General features: G+C 67.2%; 17 protein-coding genes. 4 read left to right on the plus strand and 13 right to left on the minus strand.

Going from position 1 to position 17,679, the window contains the following annotated elements; all coding sequences use genetic code 11:
- The first annotated feature begins 38 nt into the window (after positions 1 to 38).
- Both ACYQ8K_RS14040 and ACYQ8K_RS14045 read left to right on the plus strand, forming a co-directional pair.
- The gene (locus ACYQ8K_RS14040; protein WP_459969855.1) at positions 39 to 1,373 is read left to right on the plus strand and encodes a magnesium transporter MgtE N-terminal domain-containing protein; all 1,335 of its coding nucleotides are present in this window, start codon (positions 39 to 41) and stop codon (positions 1,371 to 1,373) included.
- Positions 1,370 to 3,055, plus strand: coding sequence for an NRAMP family divalent metal transporter (locus ACYQ8K_RS14045; RefSeq protein ID WP_459969857.1), 1,686 nt, complete (start codon positions 1,370 to 1,372; stop codon positions 3,053 to 3,055). The genes ACYQ8K_RS14040 and ACYQ8K_RS14045 overlap by 4 nt, the downstream gene beginning before the upstream one ends.
- Here the strand turns inward: ACYQ8K_RS14045 and ACYQ8K_RS14050 are convergent.
- The 3 genes from ACYQ8K_RS14050 to htpG form a co-directional block, all read right to left on the minus strand.
- Entirely contained in the window at positions 3,045 to 4,067 is a 1,023-nt protein-coding gene (locus ACYQ8K_RS14050) for a TIGR03617 family F420-dependent LLM class oxidoreductase (protein WP_459969859.1), read from the minus strand. The two genes, ACYQ8K_RS14045 and ACYQ8K_RS14050, sit on opposite strands and share 11 nt — an antisense overlap.
- 71 nt (positions 4,068 to 4,138) lie before the next feature.
- Positions 4,139 to 4,354, minus strand: a complete 216-nt coding sequence (locus ACYQ8K_RS14055) for a hypothetical protein (protein ID WP_459969861.1) — start codon at positions 4,352 to 4,354, stop codon at positions 4,139 to 4,141.
- A gap of 68 nt (positions 4,355 to 4,422) precedes the next feature.
- Positions 4,423 to 6,360, minus strand: coding sequence for a molecular chaperone HtpG (gene htpG, locus ACYQ8K_RS14060; protein WP_459969863.1), 1,938 nt, complete (start codon positions 6,358 to 6,360; stop codon positions 4,423 to 4,425).
- A 104-nt stretch (positions 6,361 to 6,464) separates the two neighbouring features.
- Between htpG and ACYQ8K_RS14065 the strand changes: the two genes are divergently transcribed.
- Positions 6,465 to 7,085, plus strand: coding sequence for a TIGR03085 family metal-binding protein (locus tag ACYQ8K_RS14065; protein WP_459969865.1), 621 nt, complete (start codon positions 6,465 to 6,467; stop codon positions 7,083 to 7,085).
- Positions 7,086 to 7,145: 60 nt separating this feature from the next.
- On the opposite strand, the gene ACYQ8K_RS14070 is transcribed toward ACYQ8K_RS14065, so the two are convergent.
- The 3 genes from ACYQ8K_RS14070 to ACYQ8K_RS14080 all read right to left on the minus strand — a co-directional run bounded on the left by ACYQ8K_RS14070 (position 7,146) and on the right by ACYQ8K_RS14080 (position 10,383).
- Positions 7,146 to 8,690 (minus strand): class I adenylate-forming enzyme family protein, encoded by a 1,545-nt coding sequence (locus ACYQ8K_RS14070; protein ID WP_459969867.1) that lies wholly within the window; start codon positions 8,688 to 8,690, stop codon positions 7,146 to 7,148.
- Between the two features lie 19 nt (positions 8,691 to 8,709).
- Positions 8,710 to 9,552 carry a thioesterase family protein gene (locus tag ACYQ8K_RS14075; protein WP_459969968.1) on the minus strand — a complete coding sequence of 281 codons (843 nt, stop codon included), beginning with the start codon at positions 9,550 to 9,552 and terminating at the stop codon, positions 8,710 to 8,712.
- A 117-nt stretch (positions 9,553 to 9,669) separates the two neighbouring features.
- Entirely contained in the window at positions 9,670 to 10,383 is a 714-nt protein-coding gene (locus ACYQ8K_RS14080; RefSeq protein ID WP_459969869.1) for a VIT1/CCC1 transporter family protein, read from the minus strand.
- Between the two features lie 303 nt (positions 10,384 to 10,686).
- On the opposite strand from ACYQ8K_RS14080, the gene ACYQ8K_RS14085 reads away from it, so the two are divergent.
- Positions 10,687 to 11,406: a chitin-binding protein gene (locus tag ACYQ8K_RS14085; RefSeq protein ID WP_459969870.1), complete on the plus strand. Its 720-nt coding sequence runs from the start codon at positions 10,687 to 10,689 to the stop codon at positions 11,404 to 11,406.
- A 97-nt stretch (positions 11,407 to 11,503) separates the two neighbouring features.
- Here the strand turns inward: ACYQ8K_RS14085 and ACYQ8K_RS14090 are convergent, their stop codons facing one another.
- The 7 genes from ACYQ8K_RS14090 to ACYQ8K_RS14120 form a co-directional block, all read right to left on the minus strand.
- Complete coding sequence (locus tag ACYQ8K_RS14090) at positions 11,504 to 12,139, minus strand: class I SAM-dependent methyltransferase (protein ID WP_459969872.1); 636 nt, start codon at positions 12,137 to 12,139, stop codon at positions 11,504 to 11,506.
- Positions 12,136 to 13,068 carry an SAM-dependent methyltransferase gene (locus ACYQ8K_RS14095; protein ID WP_459969874.1) on the minus strand — a complete coding sequence of 311 codons (933 nt, stop codon included), beginning with the start codon at positions 13,066 to 13,068 and terminating at the stop codon, positions 12,136 to 12,138. The genes ACYQ8K_RS14090 and ACYQ8K_RS14095 overlap by 4 nt, the downstream gene beginning before the upstream one ends.
- 135 nt (positions 13,069 to 13,203) lie before the next feature.
- Positions 13,204 to 13,440, minus strand: a complete 237-nt coding sequence (locus ACYQ8K_RS14100; RefSeq protein WP_459969876.1) for a hypothetical protein — start codon at positions 13,438 to 13,440, stop codon at positions 13,204 to 13,206.
- 142 nt (positions 13,441 to 13,582) lie between these two features.
- Positions 13,583 to 14,014 carry a nitroreductase family deazaflavin-dependent oxidoreductase gene (locus ACYQ8K_RS14105; protein WP_459969878.1) on the minus strand — a complete coding sequence of 144 codons (432 nt, stop codon included), beginning with the start codon at positions 14,012 to 14,014 and terminating at the stop codon, positions 13,583 to 13,585.
- An 89-nt stretch (positions 14,015 to 14,103) separates the two neighbouring features.
- Entirely contained in the window at positions 14,104 to 14,595 is a 492-nt protein-coding gene (locus ACYQ8K_RS14110; protein WP_459969880.1) for a DUF3060 domain-containing protein, read from the minus strand.
- A gap of 170 nt (positions 14,596 to 14,765) precedes the next feature.
- The gene (locus ACYQ8K_RS14115; RefSeq protein ID WP_459969881.1) at positions 14,766 to 15,086 is read right to left on the minus strand and encodes an STAS domain-containing protein; all 321 of its coding nucleotides are present in this window, start codon (positions 15,084 to 15,086) and stop codon (positions 14,766 to 14,768) included.
- Entirely contained in the window at positions 15,086 to 17,659 is a 2,574-nt protein-coding gene (locus tag ACYQ8K_RS14120; RefSeq protein WP_459969883.1) for a SpoIIE family protein phosphatase, read from the minus strand. Before ACYQ8K_RS14120 ends, ACYQ8K_RS14115 begins: the two co-directional genes overlap by 1 nt.
- Positions 17,660 to 17,679: the final 20 nt, after the last annotated feature.

Here is a 17,679-nt window from a genome sequence, read left to right on the forward strand (position 1 = left end):
TGGCCGCGGGTTCGGTCGTACCGCCTTGAGGAGGGAAAATGGCCCTATCGGAGAAGGCGTCCAAGCAGCGCGCCGGGCAGCAGGTCATCCATCTCTCGCAGTTGTTGCGCGCCCCGGTGTTGGCCCGCGCCGGCGAGACCGTGGGTCGCGTCGAGGACGTGATCGTGCGGCTGCGCGGTGCCGAGGAGTATCCGCTGGTGACCGGGATCGTGGCCGGGGTCGGCGGACGCCGGGTTTTCATCGGCGACAAAACCATCGACGAATATTCCGCGGAGCGAGTTCTGTTGACCAAGAACAAGGTTGACCTTCGCGGGTTCGAACGCCGCGACGGTGAGGTGTTGCTGCGCACTGACGTGCTGGGCCACCGATTGATTGACGTGGCGACCGTCGAGCTGGTGCGCGCCTACGACGTCGAGCTGGAACAGACCGGCGAGGGCTGGATGGTCGCCCGCCTCGATACCCGCCGTCCACCACGACTGTTCGGGCTGATCAAGCATTCGGGCGGGCACGCGTCTCGCGATTGGAAGGCGTTCGAACCGCTGATCGGCCACGCGCGCTCGGATGCCGTTCGCCGCCTGTCGGATCGGTTCGGTGACCTCAAGGCGGCCGAGATCGCCGACCTTCTCGAGGAAGCGGACAAGGCCGAGGGCGGCGAGATCCTCGACCGGGTGCACAGCGACCCCGAGTTGGAAGCCGACGTCTTCGAAGAGCTGGATCCGGAGAAAGCCAGCCGGCTGCTCGACAACATGCCGGACAACGAGGTCGCCGCGCTGCTGGGCCGGATGCGCGCCGACGATGCCGCTGACGCGATCGCCGACCTGCGCCAGTCGCGGCGCCGCCGGGTGCTCGAGCTGATGCCCGCGCCGCAACGCACCAAGGTCATCACCTTGATGGGGTTCAACCCCGAAAGTGCCGGCGGGCTGATGAATGTCGACTCCGTGACGTGCGCGGCCACCGCGACCGCGGGTGAGGCGTTGGCGTTGATCGCCGCCTCGCGCAGCATCCAGCCCGAAGCGCTGATCAAGGTGCACGTGCTCGACGAGGACAAGCGTCTCGACGGTGTCGTCTCAGTGATCACCCTGTTGCAGGTCGATCCGGCCGAAAAGCTGAAGGCCCTAATGGATTCCGACCCGGTGCGGGTGAACGCCCTTGCGGACCTCACCGATATCGCGCTGTTGATGGCCGATTTCAATCTGTACTCCATCCCCGTCGTCGACGAGCAGGACCGCCTACTCGGGGTGGTGACGGTCGACGACGTGCTGGAGGCGACCATTCCCGAAGACTGGCGTCGACGCGAGCCCGCGCCGCGCCCCATCCGCGAAATCGCCGCCGACGACCGTGACACACCGCCCGAGGCAGGTTCCCCGCAGTGAGCTCCGGCGGCGAGAACACCACCGAGGCCGACGCCCAGGGCGTCGACGTGCCACGCCCCGAGCCGGCACCAACGCGGCGCACCGCGGTGCTGGACAGCGCGCACCTGGGTGATATCGAGGGCGCGTTCGGGCGCATCAGCGTCGGGGAAACCGAGCATGCCCGGACCTGGCGGACGCGGCTGCTTACCCTGCTCGCGATCGTCGGGCCCGGCATCATCGTGATGGTCGGCGACAACGACGCGGGCGGGGTGGCGACTTACGCCCAGGCCGGCCAGAACTACGGCTACTCGCTGCTGTGGGTGTTGCTGCTGCTGATCCCGGTGCTCATCGTCAACCAGGAAATGGTGGTGCGGCTCGGCGCGGTCACGGGGGTCGGGCACGCCCGGCTGATCAACGAACGCTTCGGTCGCGGCTGGGGCTGGTTTTCGGTCGGCGACCTGTTCCTGCTCAACTTCTTGACCATCGTCACCGAGTTCATCGGCATCAGCCTGGCCGCCGAATACATCGGCGTCTCCAAATACGTTGTGGTACCGATCTCGGCGGTCGCGTTGGTGGCGATCATGGCTAGCGGCAGCTTCCGTCGGTGGGAGCGGGCTATGTTCATTTTCATCGCCGTCACGCTGCTGCAGATCCCGATGCTGCTGATGTCGCATCCGCAGTGGGGGCACGCAGCGAAGTCGTTTGTGGTGCCCAGTATTTCGGGGGGCGTCAGCTCGGACGCGGTGCTGCTGATCATCGCCATCGTCGGCACCACCGTGGCGCCGTGGCAGCTGTTTTTCCAGCAGTCCAACGTCGTCGACAAGCGCATCACCCCCCGGTTCATGGGCTACGAACGCGCGGACACCGTGCTGGGCGCGTTCGTGGTGGTGGTCGGTGCCGCCGCGCTGATGATGACCGGTGAGTGGGCGGCGCGCTCCACCAACACCATTGGCGGCTTCACCGATGCCGGCGCCACGGCGCATCTACTGGGCGCGCACCGCCCGATACTCGGCTCGATCTTTGCCATCGTGCTGATGGACGCCTCGATCATCGGGGCCGCGGCGGTGACCCTGGCCACCAGTTACGCGTTCGGAGACGTGTTCGGCCTCAAGCACTCGCTGCACCGTGGCTTCTCCGACGCCAAACAGTTCTACCTGTCCTACACCGCGATGGTGGTGCTGGCCGCGGTCATCGTGCTGATCCCGGGTGCCCCGCTGGGGTTGATCACCACTGCCGTGCAGGCACTGGCCGGCCTCTTGCTGCCCAGCGCCAGCGTGTTTCTGCTGCTGCTGTGCAACGACCGAGAGGTGTTGGGGCCGTGGGTGAATCGGTCCTGGCTCAATTGGGTCGCCGGGCTGATCGTGGGAGTCCTGCTGCTGCTGTCCGGAATCCTGATGGCTACCACGCTGTTTCCCGACCTCAACGTCGTCACGGTCGCGGGCTACCTGACGCTGGCGCTGGTCATTCTCGCGGCGGCCGCGGCGCCGGTGCTGCGCTGGGTCGCTCGCCGGCAGCCGTCGCGGCCCCGACCTCAACTTCCGGCGCGCGGCGTCGACCGCAACACCTGGCGCATGCCGCCACTGGCTCTGCTCGAGCCGGTCACGTGGTCAGCGGGAACGAGGCTCGCGATGATCGCGCTGCGCGGCTATTTGGTGGTCGGCGCATTGCTGTTGGTGGTCAAGGCCATTCAGCTCAGCCGCTGACCGCTTGTATTCGGCGGGCCACCTCGCCGTACCGCTCGAAGCGGTCCTGATCGGCGACGGAGTTGTACATCACCAACCGCGTTGCCGTTCCCGCGTACTTCGCGGTCAACGCGTCGGCGAGCCCGTCCCAGGTCGACTCGGTGGCGAAGACCGCGATGTGATCGTCGCTGACCTGGGCCGCCATCCCGGCGTAGTCTCCGGCCTTCTGCTTCTCCCGGATCCGGGCGGTGGTGCCCTCGAAACCCGCCTCGTCCCAGATGAATGCGTAGTTGGGTGTGCTGCCGTAGAAGGCCATGCTGGCGCGCACAACCTCACGCTGCTGGTCGCGCTCTTCGTCGGTGTCGCCGACGATCGTCATGACGGGCACGATGATCGCGATGTCCGACGGTGAACGGCCCGCTTTGGCCGCGCCTTCGGCGACCGTCGGCAGCACGTGCCGGGCCAGGTATCCCGGCTCACCGATCGGATGGACATGGATACCGTCGGCCACTTCGCCCGCCATCCGCAGCATCCACGGATTGACCGCTGCGATATCGACTTTGGGGTCCGGAGCGTCGATCGGTCCTGGGCTCCACTGCGGGGTGATGAAGTCGAGATCGTAGAAGTCGCCGTGGTGGTCGAGCGTCCCGGAACGAAACGCCGCGAAGCACGCCTTCACGGCGAGCAAGTAGTCACGCAGCCGGGGGCCGGGCCGCTCGAAGGCCGTGCCGTAGCGGCGCACCACGTGCGTGCGGACCTGGGTCCCCAGGCCCAGCCGGAACTTCCCCTTGGTGGCCTCCTGCAGTTCCCACGCCGCGGCGGCGGTCACGAACGGACTGCGCGGAAATGCGACAGCGACACCCGTCGACAATTCGAGATCCGGCGCGGCCTGCGACGCCACGGCGGCGTTCAAATATGCGGTGCGGCCCGTCTCGGTGAACAACAAACCGGAGAACCCGGCGGACCGGGTCCGCCGGGCAAGATCACCGATTTGGCCGAGCGGCTGGGGAATCGTCATCGCGTCGACATGCATGGTGGGAGCGTACGTCGAGCGAGAGCGAGCCCGGGCGCGTCGTCGCGTGGTCGGCGGCCGGATGCGGCGGATCAGCGTTTCGTCGGCCGATGGCTCACCGGCGCGGTGAAGCCTTCCGTGTCATCGAAGAATGCCCATTGCCCGTCGTCGTTGACCTCCATGCGCCAACCCAGCTCGGTGTTGCCGCCGACGGAGTTGACGAACCAGGCGTACGCGGCCTCTGCGTTGGCAAAATTCTTCGTCGCGACGACCCGGCCACGTGGGTCGATAACGCGAAACTCAGGCATGGGATATAAGTATCCCTGCCAGCGAGTTTTCAATCCCGGAAATGGCCTATTTGCCGGTAAACCCCGGGTTACACCGTGCGGGCCAACCGGGCGGCGAGTATCTCGGCAAACCGCGCCGGATCGTCGAGCGCGCCGCCCTCGGCAAGAAGCGCTGTGCCGTAGAGCAATTCCGCGGTCTCCGCGACAGAGGGGTCGTCGCGGCGGTCCTGGTGGGCCTGGCGCAGGCCGGTGACGAGCGGGTGGTTGGGATTGAGTTCAAGGATCCGCTTGCCCACCGGAATGTCCTGCCCGGAAGCGCGGTACATGCGCGCGAGCGCCGGCGTGATCCCGAAGGCGTCGGTGATCAGGCAGGCCGGCGAGTCCGTCAGGCGGGTGGACAGGCGGACCTCCTTGACGTGATCGGTCAACGTGTCCTTCAGCCAGGTGAGCAGGTCGGCGAATTCCTTCTGCTGCTCCTCGCGCTCGGCCTCGCTCTCGTCGTCATCCGCGCTGAGGTCCACCTCGCCCTTGGCGATGGACTGCAGCGGCTTGCCGTCGAACTCCGTCACGGTCCCCACCCAGACCTCGTCGACCGGGTCGGTGAGCAGCAGCACTTCGTAGCCCTTGGCGTTGAAGGCCTCAAGGTGCGGCGACTTCAGGATCTGCTGACGCGACTCCCCCGTGGCGTAGAAGATCTGCGTCTGGCCCTCCTTCATGCGCTCGACGTATTGGGCGAGGGTGGTGGCCTCCTCTTCGCTGTGCGTCGAGGCGAATGAGGAGATCTGCAGCAGCGTCTCCTGGTTGTCGAAGTCCGACAGCAGGCCCTCCTTGACGACCCGGCCGAATTGGGTCCAGAAGGTGCGGTAATCCTCTGGGCGCTCGGACTGCAAATCCTTGATCGTGGAGAGCACCTTCTTGGTCAGCCGGCGCCGGATGGCCTTGATCTGGCGATCCTGTTGCAGGATCTCGCGTGACACGTTGAGCGACATGTCCTGCGCGTCAACGACACCCTTGACGAAGCGCAGGTATTCGGGCATGAGCTCATCGCAGTCGCCCATGATGAACACGCGCTTGACGTACAGCTGGATCCCGGTCTGGCCGTCCCGATTGAACAGGTCGAACGGGGCGCGCGACGGGATGAACAGCAGCGCCTGGTACTCGAAGGTGCCCTCGGCCCGCATCGCGATGACCTCGAGCGGGTCGTCCCAGGCGTGCCCGATGTGCTTGTAGAACTCCTTGTACTCCTCCTCGGAGACCTCTTCTTTGGGCCTGGCCCACAGCGCCTTCATCGAGTTGAGTGTCTCGGTCTCGACGGTGACGGTCTCCTCGCCGCTCGTACCTTCTTCGTCGGAGGCGCGCGGTTCACGTCGCTCGACCTCCATCCGGATGGGCCAGGCGATGAAGTCGGAGTACTTCTTGACCAGGCTCCTGATCTTGAACTCCGCGGTGTAGTCGTGCAGCTCGTCCTCGGCGTCCTCGGGCTTGAGGTGCAGGACGACCGACGTCCCCTGCGGAGCGTCGTCGACCGACTCGATGGTGTAGGTCCCCTGGCCGCTCGATTCCCACTTGGTGGCGTCGCTCTCGCCCGCCTTGCGGGTGAGCAGTTCGACCTTGTCGGCGACCATGAAGCTGGAATAGAAGCCGATACCGAACTGACCGATGAGTTCCTCGGAGGCCGCGGCGTTCTTGGCCTCGCGCAGCTGCTTGCGCAGCTCGGCGGTGCCGGACTTGGCCAGCGTGCCGATCAGATCCACCACTTCGGCCCTCGTCATCCCGATGCCGTTGTCGCGGATGGTCAGGATGCGCGCATCCTTGTCCACGTCGATCTCGATATGCAGGTCGGAAGTGTCGACGTCGAGATCCTTGTTCCGGAACGCCTCCAGCCGCAACTTGTCCAAGGCGTCGGAGGCATTGGAGATCAGCTCCCGTAGGAACGAATCCTTGTTGGAGTAGACGGAGTGGACCATCAGATCCAGCAGTTGCCGAGCCTCTGCCTGAAACTCCAACTGCTCGACGTGCGCGCTCATGAGATTCCCTTCGACAGCATGACGTTTCAAATTTACCGAGCCGCCGACCACTGGTGTCCGGTGGACCCGTCCCTTCGCGGGCGACCCGGCTCTAGGCTGAACGCATGTCTGTTGCTCAACGCGAACGTGCCGCCCTAGTGGAAACCATGCGCGGCGTCGGGCCGGACGCGCCCACCCTGTGCGAGGGATGGAAGACGCGGGACCTGGCCGCCCACCTGGTGATCCGCGAGTACCGCCCCGATGCGGCGCCCGGGATCCTGATCCCGTACTTCGCGTCCCACACGGAGAAGGTGCAGAACCAGGTGGCCGAGCAGTCTGACTGGGACGAGCTGGTCGGCAAGCTCGCCGCCGGCCCGCCGGTCTACTCGCCGCTGAAATTGCTCGATCCGGTGGCCAACGTTGCCGAGATGTTCATCCACCACGAGGATGTGCGCCGCGCGCAGCCCGGCTGGGAGCCGCGCTCCCTGGAGCCCGCCCTGGGCAAGATGTTGCGGCGCACCCTGCCGCTGATGGCCCGGTTCACCCTCGCGAAGGTGCCCGGCCGGGTGGCGTTGCGTACCACGGAGGGCAAGACGGTGCTCACCGCAGGTCAGGGCCCGGCGGTGACGGTGACCGGGGCGCCCGAGGAGCTACTGCTGTTCGTCGTGGGGCGACAGGCCCAGGTCGACTTCGACGGCGATGCCGCGGCGGTGCAGGCCGTGCGCGATGCGCCCAAGGGGCTGTAGGCGGCCGGGCCGCCGGCACCATGCTGACGTCGTGAAGCGTGCTCGCATGCGCTATCGGGTTCATCGCTCGCTTCCTCCGAAGGCCTCGCGCAGCTCCTTCTTGATCACCTTGCCGAATTGATTGCGCGGCAGCGTATCGACGACCACCAGGTGCTCGGGGTGCTTGTAGCGGCTGAGGCCCTGTGATTGGCAATGTCGCACAAGGGATTCCAATGACACGCCGCCGGCCGTCGCGGGTACCACGACGGCACAGACGCGTTCACCGGTGCGCGTGTCGGGAATCCCGATGACGGCGACATCGGCTACCGCGGGATGGGTGGCGAGCGCATTCTCGATTTCGAGGGCCGAGATGTTCTCCGCATTGCGGATGATCGCGTCCTTGGTGCGGCCGGTGACGCGGACATTGCCGTCGACATCGATCAGGCCCAGATCGCCGGTTCGCAACCAGCCTGCGCCGTCGAACGCGTCGGCGTCGAGCGTCGGGTCGGCGTAGCCGAGGAAGCATTGGGGTCCCTTGAGCCGCAGCTCCCCTTCCTGTCCGGCGCCCAGCTCGACGCCGTGGCCGTCGACGGCGCGAACCTGGACTCCCGGCACCGGCGGTCCGACGGTATGGTCGAGCACCTCGGGCGCGGCGTTCAGCGGGGGCGAAGTCGCGCAGGGAAACTCGGTCATGCCCCAGGCATTGGCGATCCCGGCCAGGCCGAAGGTCTCGCGGACCTGGCGCCCCAGTTCGGCGGTGACGGGCGCGCCTCCGGCCAGGCAGCCCCGGACCGAGGGAAACAGCGGCCGATCGCCCTGGGCGCGTTGGGCTTCCAGGAAGGCGACGAAGAACGGCGTCGCGGTGCCGAGGAACGTCGGATTGTGCGCGGCGATGGCCCACGGCGTGGTGGCCGGATCGAACGCCTCGAACAGGGCCAACCGCATGCCGGTCAACAACGCGGTGGCCAGCATCGCGGCCCCGCCGATATGCGCGATCGGAAAGACGATCGGATCCACGTCGCTGCTGTTGGCCCCCACCATGCCCACCACTCCGGCCGAGCCGGCGATGACCGACGTGTCGGTATGACGGATCCCTTTGGGGGCCGCGGTGGTTCCCGAGGAGTAGTAGACCCAGCGAGCGTCGTCGGCGGATGTCGGTGGCGCCGGGAGGGTCTCGGCGCCGGCGCCGGGCAGCCGCAGCTCGCCGGCGGACGGGGGCGTCGCCAGGTCGACGGTGATGACCTCGAATCCCCTGACCGCCGATAAATCCCGAGCCAGCCCACCGTGATCGAATCCTCGCCAAAACTCGGGTGCCACAAAGAATTCCGTGTCCAGCTGGCCGGTGATGAAGCCGACCTCGCTTTCCCGCAGTATCGGGATGATCGGGTTCTGCACCGCACCGAGTCGCGCGAGCGCGGCCATCACCACCATGGTTTCGAGCGTGGTGGGCAGCTGCCAGGACACGACGGCGCCCGGGCGAACGCCACGTTCGGCCAGGGCGGCGGCGGTCACGCATGCGGCGTCGTACAGCTGACGCGCGGTCAGGCTGCGGCCGTACTCATCGGCGAGAATTGGCCGGCTCGATCCCCGCTGCGCCGCATCGGCGATCAATGCCCAGAACGTCACCGCGCCTACCCTTCCGACCTCACCTGGCTGACGGATCGGTGGAGGGCGGACGAAATCCCGAGTGCGCGACCGCGACGGAGACGCCGGTGCCGATCGGCCCCTTCGCGTCCACCAGGACCGCCGACCCGCTGGCTACGCCGTCGTGGCTGTGATGCGTCAGCGAGGCGAGCCCGATGTGGTCGCCATCGGGCAACCGGCTGAGCGTGAGCGTGTAGTCGACATTGATGAACTGCAGGGAGTTGGTGCCCCAGTTGGCAATCGAGGCCGTGATGTCACCGGCCATCGCCGCGCGGATGAAGGGGGTGAGCGGTTCGTCGTCGATCAACGGGCGCGTCTCGTGTATCCACGTGTATTTCGGGCCGTCGGTCCGGGGCCAGTCGGGATCGGGGTTCTGCACATCGGCGCCCCAGCCGTAGGTCCGCATGAACAGCGTCGAGTAGGCCTCGTCCAGCGGGATCGGGGGCATCTGCAACGGCGGTGACCAGACGTGCCCTTCGGGCTGTGCTCCGCGCCGCAGAAACAGTGCGCTCGCCTGCGCCACCGGGGCGCCGTCCTGGATGATCACGGTCTCGACCAGCCGCAACCGGCGCCGGTCCTGTCGCACCTCCGTGTGCACCTCGAGCGGCGCCAATGCCGTTGGCCGGGGCAGATCGACGGTCAATCGCGCCGGTTGCAGTTCCGGATCCTCAGCCGTATCCTCGACCGCCCACGCCAAAAGTCCGCCGACAACATGACCGCTGAGCGATGGGCCCCATCCGCCGCGCGCGATTTTGGTTGGAACGAAGTAATTTTCGTCGCGCTCAAAGTACGGCACCGCTTCTGCCCACTGGGCTCCATTCGGCGCGATATTGGGCTCGGCCACCGCATGACCCTCCGCGTGATGGGATTGCGGGCTCTGCTGAGGACCGCAACTGTCGATCTTACAGTTGCGCTTCCAGTCGCCGCCGCGCCGCACCGGGATGCCCGGAAGTTCCGGTGGTCAGCCGAGTGCGGCGCCCACCAGATGACCGATCACGTACGTGACCGCCAACGCAAGGCTGCCGCCAATGGCGTTGCGCAGCACCGCGCGGCCTTTCGGCGCTCCGCCCAGACCGGCCGACACCGCACCGGTGATCACCAGCGCGATCAGCACCGCGGCGACGGTCACCGGGACCCGCCATGTCGTGGGCGGAACCAGAATCGCGACCAACGGCAACAGGGCACCAATCGCGAACGACAGCGCCGACGAGGACGCCGCCTGCCAGGGGTTCGTCAGCTCGTCGGGGTTGATGCCGAGTTCGACCTCGGCGTGGGCGAGCAGCGGATTGTGGTCGGTGAGTTCCTCGGCCACGGTGCGCGCGGTCGCCGCCGTCAGGCCTTTCGCCTCGTACAGCGTGGCCAGCTCATCCAATTCGGCGACGGGATCGTCGCGCAGTTCGCGACGCTCTTGCCTCAACAGCGCCTTCTCGGTGTCGCGCTGGGTGCTCACGGAGACATATTCGCCCAGCGCCATCGACACCGCGCCCGCGACCAGTCCGGCGCTGCCGGCGGTCAATATGGGGGCGCGTTCGGCGGTGGCCGCCGCGACACCCACCACGATTCCCGCGGTGGAGACGATCCCGTCATTGGCGCCCAGGACGCCCGCACGCAGCCAATTCAGCTTCGACGACACCGAACCGACGTGGGGTTCATGCGGATGTGACGCACTCGACACGGCCGCAACCATATAGAGGAAACCTCTGGCCGACTAGGCAACATAGCCTTCCCAAACCGACGCCCGTGGGGTTGAGAAACGCCTCGATCCGCGCTCAAAAAGCCTGGTGCCGGGGACACGGGGGCCGCTGCGCCAACGGCGGCGACTGTGGGGCAAACCACCGTTCGGCGCGGCGCCCGGCCAAAAGTTCTGCATGGGCGAGTCACAGCTAGTCCATAGGAACGCTATTTAGCGTCGGGGGTGTAACGGGGGGTGTTCCAAGGAACTTCCTTGCAAAAATCCCTAGTGGATAGGTGAAGCATCATGAAGTTGAAGCAACTGGTCGGAGGGGTGACCGTCGCCGGAGCGCTCAGCGCTGCGGCCCTGGGCATGGGTGCCGGGTTTGCCAACGCTGCTCCCGGAGCGCCACAGCCTCCGGGTAATCATGGCGGGCCGGCGGCGCCTGGCGGTGGCCACGCACCCACCGGTCCCAACGATCCGGGCGGTCCTGGTGGGCCCGGCGGTCCGGGTGGACCCGGCGATCACCCCGGCGGACCCGGCGGCCCGGGCGGCCCTGGCGGCCCTGGCGATCACCCCGGCGGCCCTGGCGGTCCGGGCGGACCCGGCGATCACCCCGGCGGACCCGGCGGTCCGGGCGGACCCGGCGATCACCCCGGCGGACCCGGCGGACCCGGCGGTCCGGGCGGACCCGGCGATCACCCCGGCGGCCCTGGCGGTCCGGGCGGACCCGGCGATCACCCCGGTGCTCCCGGCGGATTCGGCGGACCGGATCCTCACCCCGGTGGCCCCTGGCACGGGGACGCCCAGCGCGGCTACTTCCATGGCGCACCGTGGGGCGACGGACCCGGACCGTGGGGCGCGGGCGCGCCGCCGCGGCCGGCATGGGATCGACCGCTTCCCCCGCCCGGTGGGCGTTGGGACTACGGCCCGATCAACTACTGGGGCTACCAGGAAACCCCGATCTGGGATCCCGGTTTCAACCAGTGGGGCTTCTGGCTCTTCGGAGTGTGGATCCCGCTGTGATCGATAGCTGACAAGACGCCCCCTTCGCCGATTGGCGAAGGGGGCGTCGTCGGTTGTATGCGTTTGGCGCCGAGCGATTTTCGCTCCGGCTCTGCATTCACCTTTTTGTGCCGACGGTCAACAGGTCGGGCACGAGCGCCGTCCACACCGGTCGCGGGATTCGGTGCTGATCGGTGATCACGAACCCGGCGTTTTCGAACAACGTCCGCATCTCGGGCGCGGACGCGTTGTGTTGCGGCTTCCACCGTGAGTCCGCGGAGGACTGCAGCCGCGGTTGCCGCGTACTCAGCGCCGAAACGGCCACCAGGCCGCCGGGCGCCAACACACGATGGAATTCACGCAACGCCGCGGGCTGGTCGAAGAAGTGAAAGGCCGAGGTTGTCACGACGGCATCGAGGGCGCCGTCATCGAAGGGAAGCTGCTCGGCCGGGCCGCGCATCCACTGCACGCGATCCGACCTGGCCCGCGCCTGACCGAGCATGCCGTCGGACATGTCGACGCCATAGATCTCGTCGGGCTGCAGTTCACGCTGGATCCGGTCGCTCAAAATGCCGGTGCCGCAGGCGATATCAGCGATCTTGCGCGCGCCGTGGTTGCGCAGCTGGGCGATCACCTCGTTGTGCGGAGGTCGGTACACCCACCGTTGCAGGAAGGGCAGATCGTATGCCGGCGCCAGGAAGCTCCATATCCGCGTGACGGCCTCGTTGAGCCCTCGTCGCTGCGGTGCCGTCATTTGCTCAGCACCGAGCTGTAGTAGATGGTGTCGGCCACCGACACCGAGTCATTGGTCTGCGGGATCGCCTCGAGACCGGAGTCGGCCAACAGCTCAGCCATCCGGGTGCCGTCCGACTCCCATCCCAGGTTGTCCAGGTAGGCGGCGACGTCATTGCGCTCGCCCTGGTAGCCGAGCTCACCGAATTCCAGGTCGAAGCCATGCTCCCGCCATTTCGCGGTGGCCCGTTGCATCATCTCCTGGGCTTTCTCCGTGTCTACCTCTGACATGTCCGGAATAGCTTCGCACGCCAGCCGACTGCCGTCAGCGCTGAGTGCGGTGATGTTGTCCAGCAGGCGATCTTGCGCCTCCGGCGGCAGGTATCCAAAGAGCCCCTCCGCGATCCATGCGGTGGGCTGGCTCTTGTCAAAGCCGGCTTCTATCAACGCCTTTGGCCAGTCGTTGCGCAGGTCGACGGCGACCGTGCGCAGCTCGGCCTGCGGGGCGGCGCCCAGCTGGGCCAGCGTCGCGGCCTTGAATTCGATCACCTGCGGCTGGTCGATCTCGAACACGATCATGCCGGCCGGCCACGCCAACCGGTAGGCGCGCGCGTCGAGGCCCGACGCCAGAATCACGGCCTGCCGGATCCCGACCTGCGTCGCAGCCTGGAAAAACGAATCGAAGAACCGTGTCCGGGCGGCCATCGCGGTGGGCATGTGTTCGAGCTTCCAGCCCGATTCGTGGTCGTCGACGTCGGCGGCCACCAGGTCGCCGGAGACCCAGCGAGTGAAGAAGTCCACCCCGACGGCACGAACCAGCGGTTCGGCGAAGCGGTCGTCGATCAGCGGGTTGTCGGCGTTGGTCGCGATGGCTCGCGCGGCTGCGACCATCGTCGCGGTCGCGCCCACACTGGTCGCCAAATCCCAGGTGTCATTGTCTGTGCGTGGCATGCGGCTGTCGTCCCCCTCGGAATCACAGGTTACTTAGCCGGTATAACGACTGGCGGTGACGTGAAGTTCCCACGTCACCGCCGCCCGGCCGGTTCGCCGGTGCGAACGTCGAGTCGCCGCAGCTAGACGAGATTTTTAGTGCGGTCCGGGACGCCCGGGGCCGCCGGGTCCCCCCGGTCCGCCGGGTCCGCCCGGCCCATTGGCGGCCGGGAGCAAGAACACGCACTGATTCAGATCGACGCTCCAGCCCCAACCCGGGGCGCATTCACCGTCGGCACGCCCGATCGCCGGCGTGGCGATCACCGTCACCGGCAACCCGACCAACACGAAAGCGACCGCACCGAACACGCAGCGCCGCAAGGAATTTCTCATCGCCGACCTCACTTCGTCGTTCAGGCAAGGCGGGGGGTGATGACCGGTCGCATCCGACCAAACCCGCGCCCATCATTGTGCGGCAATCGACCCGTTAACGTGCCGAATTCGCGAGCTTGAATGCCGCTGGCAGCCCCTGTGTTCAGTCGGTCACCAATTCGAAAACCGGGATGAGCCGATCGGTGCGTTGCTGGTATTCGCCGAACCCGGGGGCGCGCTCGACCACCACCGGATAGATCGAATCCCTTTCGTCGCGCGGCAATTCGCGTGCGGTCGCGGGCTTGGCGGGCTCCGAGCCGATCTCGATCGACACCCGCGGGTTGGCGCGAATGTTGTGCACCCAAGCCGGATTGTTGTCCCGGCCCGCCGCTGAGCCGACCACATAGGTTTTGTCGTCGATATCGAAATACGCGACCGGGTTGACCCGCTGGGCGCCGCTTCGCGCACCGGTCGACGTCAGGAGCAGCAGCGGGAAACCCTCGAATTGCCCGCCCACCTTGCCGCCATTGCGGCGAAACTCGTCGATGTTCTGCTCGTTGAATTCCCGCTCCGAACTCAGCGTGTCGTCAGCCATTACGCCATCGTGGCATGCGGCGCGGACCCCGGCCAAGGGCCACCGCGGTTTACGCTGTGCCGCAAGAGCATTCGACTCGCTAATAACCTCTACCCGGGCGGTGCCTGGATGCCGGCGGGGCCGACGATGCTGTTGCTGCCACCGGGGTTACTGATGTGAGGCTGGCCGCCGCCCGGCCCCTGCTGCCAGGTGATGTGGTTACCCGAGCCCGTGGCTTTGATGACGGCGACCGCCTGCAGATTCACCGTGTTGGCCGAACCGCTGACGTCGACCTCACCACAGGAGCCGTTCAACGTGACGTTGGAGTCGATGCTCACGACATTGATGGGAGACTGGTTCCCGCAGTCATAGGTGACCGTCGAGACGCTCTTGTCGATTTTCGCGGGTGCGACGTCAAGGGGCATGGGCCAACGTCCCAACGAGGAGACCACTCCCCGCGGCGAGGACGTGGCACCACCCGTCAGCACGACGCCCGACGCGCCCGCTCCTGTCAGCGGATGGCCGCCCAGCACAGCGCCGGCCGCCACGACGAGGACCGCAGTCGTCATGGTGACGGGGGCCCGGAAGACGATCCCGGACATACAAATTCAGCCCTTCGAAGCGACACGTTCAGGGCCTCCACGTTAACCCGCCGTGCCGATCAGACAGCCGACCGCAACGGCCTCGGCGCGGGCTTAGGGCGCGACATCCTGACAAGACGTCAACGCGCGAGCAAGAATCAGTTCGATGCGAACCCGACGATCATGGTTTGTCACTGCCCCGCTGTCGGCGGTGCCGCTTCGACGGTGGTCAGTTCGGTGAGGCCGCTGACCCGCAGGACGGGCATCAGGATGGGGTGTGCGACGAGCTCGATCCGATCGGCGTGGGCGGCCAAGGTATTGATGGCGGCGCTGTCCAGGTACTGCACCGCGCTGAGGTCGACGAGCAACGCCCCGTCGCCGGCTTCGGTCGCGGCCCCGGCCAACGCCAGATTGAACTCATCGATATTGCTCATGTCGATTTCCCCCTCGGCCGCCAGCACCAATTTCCCGTCGCTGCTGCGCGCGGTGGCGAGCGTGAGCGGGGTCGTCATCAGGTGATCCTCGTGGATAGGTGGACGGTGGTCCCGTTGGTGTCGGGCCGGATGTCGACATCCTGCATCAGGCTTCGCATCAGCGGAATACCGCGGCCCCGATGCGGGCGGGAAGCCGCTTGCGGGGCCTTCCACGAGCCCGTGTCGGTGATGGTCAACCGGACCTCGTCACCGAGTGCGACCGCGCCCAGGCGGATCGTGCCCTGCGGTCTATGGCGGTGACCGTGCTCGATGGCATTGGCGACGGCTTCCCCAGCGGCAACAAGCACGTTCAGGGTTTGGTCGGGGTCCAGCCGGGCCCGGGTCAGCCAGTTACGCAGGGCCGTACGGGTGGGCGCGAGTTGACCGACTTCGGCGGGGAACTTCAGCTCCAACGGCGCCGGGTGGCGATAGAGCAGCAGGACGACGTCGTCCTGATACCCGCCGCGGGGCGCGACGCGGGACATGACCTGGTTCGCCAGATCCTCCAACTTCAACGCCCGCGAATCCTGGGCGACGCCCGCGACGCGGGAGATGCCGTGGTCCAGTGGAACTCGACGGCGTTCGACCAAACCGTCGGTGTACAGCAGCAGCGTCGAACGCGCCGGGATGGTCACGCGGGCCTCCGGTCGAATCCAGTTGCCCCGTATCCCCAATGCAATGGTGTGACCCTGGTCGAGTATCTGGGTGCTGCCGTCACCGTGCACCAGGATGGGCGGCGGGTGACCGGCGCTCGAGTAGACCAGTTCACCGGTCTCGGGGGTGAGCACCGCGCAGACGGCAGTGGTGCACTGAGCACCGGGCAACCGCGCGGCGAAGCGGTCCATCCCGGCGAGAGCTGCACCAGGACTTGGGTTTTCGAACAGGAGCGCGCGGCAGGCGCTGCGCACCTGGCCCATCACGGTGGCGGCGGCGAGTCCATGGCCGACGCAGTCGCCGACGATCAGCGCGATGCGCCCGTCATCCAGCTCGAAGATGTCGTACCAGTCACCGCCCACCTGGAGCGGCCGTGTCGCGGCCTGATAGCGCACCGCGAACCCGTTGGGCAGGTCGGCGGGCCCCAGGATCGCGTGCTGCAGGGCGAGCGCGGTCTCGCGCTGCTGATCGACCTGGTGCACCCGCTGCAAACCCTGGCCGAGCCGGCCGGCGAGCACGGTGAGCAAGGTCTGATCCTCGAGGGTGAATGGGCGCTGCGCGGTCAGATCCATCCAGACCACGAGCACGCCATCGGGGTGCTGCAACGCGATGCCGGCCGTTCCGGGCTGCGTCGTACCGGGGGTCAGCAGGTCGCCGTCGCGCAATGAGCTGAGCGCATGCTGAATGTCCGATGGCAGGTCGGCCCACTGCGCGGGTTCGCCGACCGACACCACGTGCGGCGCACCGAAGGTGTTTTCCAGGGTGGACGACGTTTGCGTCGGAAAGGTGACGGCCAGAACGCGGCGCGCCCGCCAGAGGCGGCGCAGTTCCTCCGCGGCGGCCTTCACGGCGTCATCGACGGTGTCGGCTTGGGCGAGTTCCTGGTTGAGCGCGTGTTCGCGGCCCGCCGCCAACGCCAGGGCGATCGCCGCGTGCCGGGCGAAGTCGCTGACCAGGTCGAGGTAGTCGCTGCCGAATGCGGGCTGATGCGGGTCGCGAGCGACGGCGATGACGCCCAGCACGGCGTCGTCCGCGATCAGTGGCATGACGATCGCCGAGCGTTCACCGACATCGGTGAAGCCCTCGATCGGATATTCGAAGGAATCGGTGATCAGCGGCAGGCCGCGGCGGGCCACGCCGCCGGTGGTCGAGCCGTCCATCGGCACCTGTCGGCCGATCACCTCAGAGGAGTACCGGCCCGCGGTCGCGGCCACGACCAGGGTGTCGACCTGGTCGACGGGCAGTTCGGCCTCCTTGGGAACCAGCAGAATGGCTTGCTCGGCGCCGGCCAGCTCCAGCGCCCGGTTCACGATGAGCTGCAACGGCCCCGTCTGCGGGTCGCCGGAGAGCAGCGCGGTGGTGATCTCGCGGCTGGCTTTCGTCCATTTCGCCGACTCACGCTCACGCTCGAAGAGTCGGGCGTTGTCGATGGCTGCGGCCGCGGCCGTGGCCATCGCGCGCACGGCGCCTTCCTGCGTGTTGGAAAAGACCCGGCCGGGCCGGTCGTCGGCCAGGTACAGGCTGCCGAAGTTGGCCGCCCGCACGGTGATCGGGATGCCGAGAAGCGCATGCATGGGCGGCTCGTGTCCGGCCAGCGCGAGGGTCGCGGGGTGGGAACTCAGATCGTCGACACGCAGGCCGTCGCCAACCGGAAGGTCGCCGAGCAGCCGCGCGGTGTCGGCGTCGATGCCGGCGTGTACGAAAGAAACGAGCGTGCCGTCGGAGGCGCGGATGCCGAGGGCGGCGTAGCGGGCGCCCGTCAGTTCCATCGCGGCTTTGATGACGCGCTGCAGCGTGACGTCCAGGTCCAGATCGGAGCCGATCTCGACGATGACCCGCACCAGTTGTTCCATCTGGTCGCGCGCCGCGACCAGCTCGTCGAGCTGGTCGTGCATCCGGCTGACCAGTTCGCGCCGGCCCTGCCAGGTGAAGGCGGAGTCACTCCGGTCGCCGTCCATAGGTACCAACGTAAACGGTC

This window comes from Mycobacterium sp. MUNTM1 (assembly GCF_054660795.1).